Below are 5,499 nucleotides of genomic sequence, written 5' to 3'. Positions count from 1 at the left end.
ACCGGGCTGTAACCGCCGGAACTGGCGATCACGTCGCAGTCGAGCCATTCGCCCGGGCTGGTCACGGTGTGCGCTTTAACGTCGATCGCCGCCACACGGGCAGCGGTCACGCGCTTGCTGCCACGGGCCTCGATCACGGCGCTGCCGGTGAGGATGCGGATGCCTTTGGCACGGGCTTCTTCCACCAGCGCACCACGCGGGTTGCTGCGCGCATCGGCGATGGCCACCACTTGCAGGCTGGCGTCGAGCCAGTCCAGAGCGACGCGGTAAGCGTGATCGTTGTTGGTGGTCAGCACCAGCTTCTTGCCCGGTGCCACGCCGTAACGGCGCACGTAAGTCGAGACCGCGCCGGCGAGCATGTTGCCCGGCACGTCGTTGTTGCCGTAGACCAGTGGCCGCTCGTGAGCGCCGGTCGCCAGCACCACACGTTTGGCGCGAACGCGGTGGATGCGCTGACGCACCTGACCGATCGGCGCACGGTCACCGAGGTGGTCGGTGAGGCGTTCGTGAATGGTCAGGAAATTGTGGTCGTGGTAGCCGTTGACCGTGGCGCGCGGCAACAGCAGCACGTCCGGGGTGTTCTTCAATTCAGCGATGACACTGGCCACCCACTCGATCGCCGGTTTGCCGTCGAGGCTCTCGCGGGAATCAAGCAGGCTGCCGCCGAACTCTTCCTGCTCATCGGCGAGAATCACCCGGGCACCGCTGCGTGCGGCGGCAAGGGCGGCGGCGAGACCGGCAGGGCCGGCGCCGACAATCAGCACGTCGCAGTGCTGGTTCATGTAGTCGTAGGTGTCCGGATCAACTTCAGTCGGCGAACGGCCCAGGCCGGCGGCCTTGCGAATGTACTTCTCGTAAGTCATCCAGAACGATTGCGGGTACATGAAGGTTTTGTAGTAGAAACCCGGCGGCATCAGCTTGCCGCCGACCTTGCCGAGAATCCCCATCATGTCGTTGTTGACGCTCGGCCAGCCGTTGGTGCTGGTGGCGACCAGGCCTTGGTACAACGCCTGTTGCGTGGCGCGCACGTTGGGAATTTGCGTGGCTTCGGTGGCACCGATCTGCAGCACGGCGTTCGGCTCTTCGGCACCGGCGGCGAAGATCCCGCGTGGCCGTGAATACTTGAAGCTGCGACCGATGATGTCGACGCCATTGGCGATCAGCGCCGAGGCCAGCGAGTCGCCCTCGAAGCCTTTATAAGTCTGGCCGTTGAAGGTGAAGCTCAGCACTTTGTTGCGGTCGATCCGTCCACCGTTGGACAGGCGATTGGTCTGGCTCATACCTTCTCTCCCAGCGCCGTCGTGGCTGTTTTCGCCGAATCAGCCTTGTCGGTGAATTGCGGCTTGGTGCCGATCTTGTAGGTTTCGAGAATCTCGTAGGTCACGGTGTCGCGGGTGACGTTGAAGTACTGGCGGCAACCGGCGACGTGATCCCACAGTTCGTGGTGCAGACCACGCGGGTTATCGCGGAAGAACATGTAGTCGCCCCACTCTTCATCAGTGCAGGCGGCAGGATCCAGTGGGCGCGGAATGTGCGCCTGGCCGGATGCGTGGAATTCCTCTTCGGAGCGCAGTTCGCCGCAGTGAGGACAGAAGATATGCAACATGGGGATTTCTCCTGTTAGTGGGCGACGGCAGCAGCGCCGTGTTCGTCGATGAGAGCGCCGTTGTGGAAACGGTCGATGGAAAACGGGGCGGCCAACGGGTGCATTTCACCCTTGGCCAGACTGGCGGCAAACACGTTGCCCGAGCCAGGTGTGGCCTTGAAGCCGCCGGTGCCCCAACCGCAGTTGAAGAACATGTTCGGCACCGGGGTTTTCGAAATGATCGGGCAAGCGTCCGGCGTGGTGTCGACGATGCCGCCCCACTGGCGGTTCATGCGCACCCGCGACAGCACCGGGAACATCTCGACGATGGCCTGGATGGTGTGCTCGATCACCGGGTACGAACCGCGCTGGCCGTAGCCGTTGTAGCCGTCGATACCGGCGCCGATCACCAGGTCGCCCTTGTCGGACTGGCTGATGTAACCGTGTACGGCGTTGGACATGATCACGCTGTCGATAATCGGTTTGATCGGCTCGGACACCAGCGCTTGCAGCGGGTGGGACTCGATCGGCAGACGGAAACCGGCGAGCTTGGCCATGTGCCCGGAGTTACCGGCAGTCACCACACCGACGCGCTTGGCGCCGATGAAACCCTTGTTGGTTTCAACGCCGATGCACACGCCGTTTTCCTTGCGGAAACCGATCACTTCGGTCTGCTGGATCAAGTCCACGCCCAAGGCGTCGGCGGCACGGGCAAAGCCCCAGGCCACGGCATCGTGACGAGCGACGCCACCACGACGCTGAACGGTCGCGCCCATCACCGGGTAGCGGGTGTTTTTCGAGCAGTCGAGGTACGGGATCTCGTCAGCGACTTGCTTGGCATTGAGCAACTCGCCGTCGACGCCGTTGAGGCGGTTGGCGCTGACCCGACGCTCGGAATCACGGATGTCCTGCAGGGTGTGGCACAGGTTGTAGACGCCGCGCTGGGAGAACATCACGTTGTAGTTCAGGTCCTGGGACAGGCCTTCCCACAATTTCATCGCGTGTTCGTAGAGGTGCGCCGACTCGTCCCACAGGTAGTTGGAGCGAACGATGGTGGTGTTGCGTGCGGTGTTGCCGCCGCCCAGCCAGCCCTTCTCGACCACGGCCACGTTGGTGATGCCGTGCTCTTTCGCCAAGTAATAGGCAGTCGCCAGACCGTGCCCGCCGCCACCGACGATGACCACGTCGTAGACCTTCTTCGGCGTCGGCGTGCGCCACATGCGCTGCCAGTTTTCGTGGTGGCTGAGGGAGTGTTTGAAGAGGCCGAAGCCCGAATAGCGTTGCATAGTCATTTACTCCAAACCGCTCAGCGATAAACCGGGTAGTCGGCGCACAGTGCCGCGACGTTCTTGGCCACATTCGCTTCAACGTCGGCGTCGCCGAGGTTGTCGAGGATGTCGCAGATCCAGCCGGCCAGCACTTCGCACTGGGCGACCTTGAAGCCACGCGTGGTGACCGCCGGGGTGCCGATGCGCAGGCCCGAGGTCACGAACGGCGATTGCGGGTCGTTCGGCACCGCGTTCTTGTTGACGGTGATGTGGGCGCGGCCGAGGGCGGCGTCCGCATCTTTGCCGGTCAGGCCCTGACGGATCAGGCTGACCAGGAACAGGTGGTTATCAGTGCCGCCGGACACTACATCGTAGCCACGTTTGATAAACACGCTGGCCATCGCTTTGGCGTTGTCGATCACTTGCTGTTGATAGGCCTTGAAGCCTGGCTCCAGCGCTTCCTTGAAGCACACCGCTTTACCGGCGATCACGTGCATCAGCGGGCCGCCCTGGGCGCCAGGGAATACCGCAGCGTTGAGCTTCTTCTCGATTTCTTCGTTGGACTTGGCCAGGATCAGCCCGCCACGCGGACCGCGCAGGGTTTTGTGCGTGGTGGTGGTGACCACGTCGGCGTACGGCAGCGGGTTCGGGTACAGACCGGCGGCGACCAGACCGGCGACGTGGGCCATGTCGACGAACAGCAGCGCGCCGACCTTGTCAGCAATCTGCCGGAAGCGCGGGAAGTCGAGGGTCTTGGAGTACGCGGAGAACCCGGCGACGATCATCTTCGGCTTGCACTCGACGGCCAGACGCTCGACTTCGTCATAATCAATCAGCCCGGTGTCAGTGTTGATACCGTACTGCACAGCGTTGTAGAGCTTGCCCGAGGACGACACTTTGGCGCCGTGGGTCAGGTGACCGCCGTGGGCCAGGCTCATGCCGAGGATGGTGTCGCCCGGCTGGATCAGCGCCAGGTACACGGCGCTGTTGGCCGACGAACCGGAGTGCGGCTGGACGTTGGCGTAATCGGCGCCGAACACTTGCTTGGCGCGCTCGATGGCCAGCGCTTCGACCTTATCCACATGCTCGCAGCCGCCGTAGTAGCGCTTGCCAGGATAGCCTTCGGCGTACTTGTTGGTGAGACCGCTACCCTGGGCTTGCATGACACGTTTGCTGGTGTAGTTCTCTGACGCGATCAGCTCGATGTGATCTTCCTGACGTTGCTCCTCGGCATTCATCGCCGCCAGCAGTGCATCGTCGTAACCCTGGATCTGGTCTTGCTTGCTGAACATCGCGTCTCTCCCAGCGGCATCTGTGCGCCATTCGTCTCGGTAAGGCACCGGCAATCACGGCAGTGCCCTTTGATGCCGATGGTATGACCGGCGCAGACAGCTCAAATGCCTACGGACGCCACGCAAAGGTGCGTTTACGACATGGCTCGAAATGCCCTGACAAACACAATCCTCAATATGACGAAGAACCCTGTGGGAGAGAGCTTGCTCGCGAAGAGGCCGTGTCAGTCAGCATCAGTGCTGGCTGACACACCGCTTTCGCGAGCAAGCTCGCTCCCACAGAGTTATGTAAAGAGTTGGCGGACGGCGAGCAGCAGGAGGAAATGCGCGGGATAGAGCGCGTACGCCCAACGGCGCATGGGCAACGGATGGATAGAACTGGAGTGTCGCAACAAGAACATCCCGAGCAATGGCGCCATCAGACACGCCGCGATGCCGAGGACTGCAACGACAATACCGAACTCCGCCGCCTCATACAGCACCCGCCACTGATTGCCCGCCAGACACACCAGCCCCGGCAGCAGGCTGAAATACCAGGGGCGACGGAACACCAGCAGCAGCGCCAGCGGCAATAACACGCCGAATACACCGAACATCAGCCACGGCGAAAACAGCGCGGCCAGCAACAAGGCTCCGATGCCCAACAGTCGCGACATCAGTGATTGATCCTGCCAGCCCCGCGCCACCAGCAACCCCAGCGCGAGAGTGGGCATCACGTTCAAGGTGTCGGGATCTGGAATGTACAGACGGTAGGGAATTTCACTCACTGCGCTGAACAGCAACAACCAGCCCAGATAGCGCCATTCGGTCTTCTGCGCACTGGCGCGGGCAAGATTCGCCGCCATCGCCAGGCAGAACCACGGAAACGCCATCCGCCCCGGCACATACAGCCAATCGGCGCTGATCCCGACATATCGCAGGTGATCGAGCAGCATGCTCAGCAGCGCCAGCCACTTGAGTAAATCCAGCGCGCCGTCGCGTTTAGTCACGTGCATAATCGGGCCACAAACTGGTAATTTTCTGACAGCGACATCCCGTGTGCTCTCCGGAAGATCTTCGGTAAAGTGCGCATCATCATTGACCACGAGCCTTCACAAGAGTCTCGACCACGGAAGCCGGCCATGACCGACAAGAGCCAACAATTCGCCAGCGACAACTATTCCGGTATCTGCCCTGAAGCCTGGGCTGCCATGGAACAGGCCAACCACGGCCACCAGCGCGCTTATGGCGACGATGAATGGACCGCACGCGCGGCCGACCATTTCCGCAACCTGTTCGAAACCGACTGCGAAGTGTTCTTCGCCTTCAACGGCACCGCCGCCAACTCGCTGGCGCTGTCGTCGCTGTGCCAGAG

Annotated in this window: 6 protein-coding genes; 1 reads left to right on the top strand and 5 read right to left on the bottom strand. The window is 62.1% G+C overall.

Annotation, left to right across the window (positions count from 1 at the left end; translation table 11 throughout):
• The 5 genes from DBR24_RS13980 to DBR24_RS13955 all read right to left on the bottom strand — a co-directional run.
• Positions 1-1,280 (bottom strand): 2Fe-2S iron-sulfur cluster-binding protein (locus tag DBR24_RS13980; RefSeq protein ID WP_128615057.1); only part of this gene is annotated, 1,280 nt, incomplete at its 3' end.
• Positions 1,277-1,606: a sarcosine oxidase subunit delta gene (locus tag DBR24_RS13975; RefSeq protein WP_008086922.1), complete on the bottom strand. Its 330-nt coding sequence runs from the start codon at positions 1,604-1,606 to the stop codon at positions 1,277-1,279. The genes DBR24_RS13980 and DBR24_RS13975, both read right to left, overlap by 4 nt.
• A gap of 14 nt (positions 1,607-1,620) precedes the next feature.
• On the bottom strand, positions 1,621-2,871 hold the full coding sequence (locus DBR24_RS13970) for a sarcosine oxidase subunit beta (RefSeq protein ID WP_003206307.1): 1,251 nt from the start codon (positions 2,869-2,871) through the stop codon (positions 1,621-1,623).
• Between the two features lie 20 nt (positions 2,872-2,891).
• The gene (gene glyA / locus DBR24_RS13965) at positions 2,892-4,145 is read right to left on the bottom strand and encodes a serine hydroxymethyltransferase (protein WP_128615056.1); all 1,254 of its coding nucleotides are present in this window, start codon (positions 4,143-4,145) and stop codon (positions 2,892-2,894) included.
• A gap of 284 nt (positions 4,146-4,429) precedes the next feature.
• A complete protein-coding gene (locus tag DBR24_RS13955; RefSeq protein ID WP_128615055.1) occupies positions 4,430-5,140 on the bottom strand; it encodes a TraX family protein in 711 nt (236 codons plus the stop codon).
• 126 nt (positions 5,141-5,266) lie between these two features.
• Between DBR24_RS13955 and DBR24_RS13950 the strand changes: the two genes are divergently transcribed.
• A partial coding sequence (locus DBR24_RS13950; protein WP_256591467.1) for a beta-eliminating lyase-related protein occupies positions 5,267-5,499 on the top strand: 233 nt, incomplete at its 3' end.

This window comes from Pseudomonas sp. HMWF006, from assembly GCF_003061205.1.
Taxonomy (GTDB): Bacteria; Pseudomonadota; Gammaproteobacteria; order Pseudomonadales; family Pseudomonadaceae; genus Aquipseudomonas; species Aquipseudomonas monsensis.
This window is presented reverse-complemented; position numbering and strand designations above follow the sequence as displayed.

Bases quoted from the DNA above. Each gene is read 5' to 3' on its own strand.
- DBR24_RS13970 (WP_003206307.1), bottom strand. From the start codon at position 2,871: ATGCAACGCTATTCGGGCTTCGGCCTCTTCAAACACTCCCTCAGCCAC.
- DBR24_RS13955 (WP_128615055.1), bottom strand. From the start codon at position 5,140: ATGCACGTGACTAAACGCGACGGCGCGCTGGATTTACTCAAGTGGCTG.
- glyA (WP_128615056.1), bottom strand. From the start codon at position 4,145: ATGTTCAGCAAGCAAGACCAGATCCAGGGTTACGACGATGCACTGCTG.
- DBR24_RS13975 (WP_008086922.1), bottom strand. From the start codon at position 1,606: ATGTTGCATATCTTCTGTCCTCACTGCGGCGAACTGCGCTCCGAAGAG.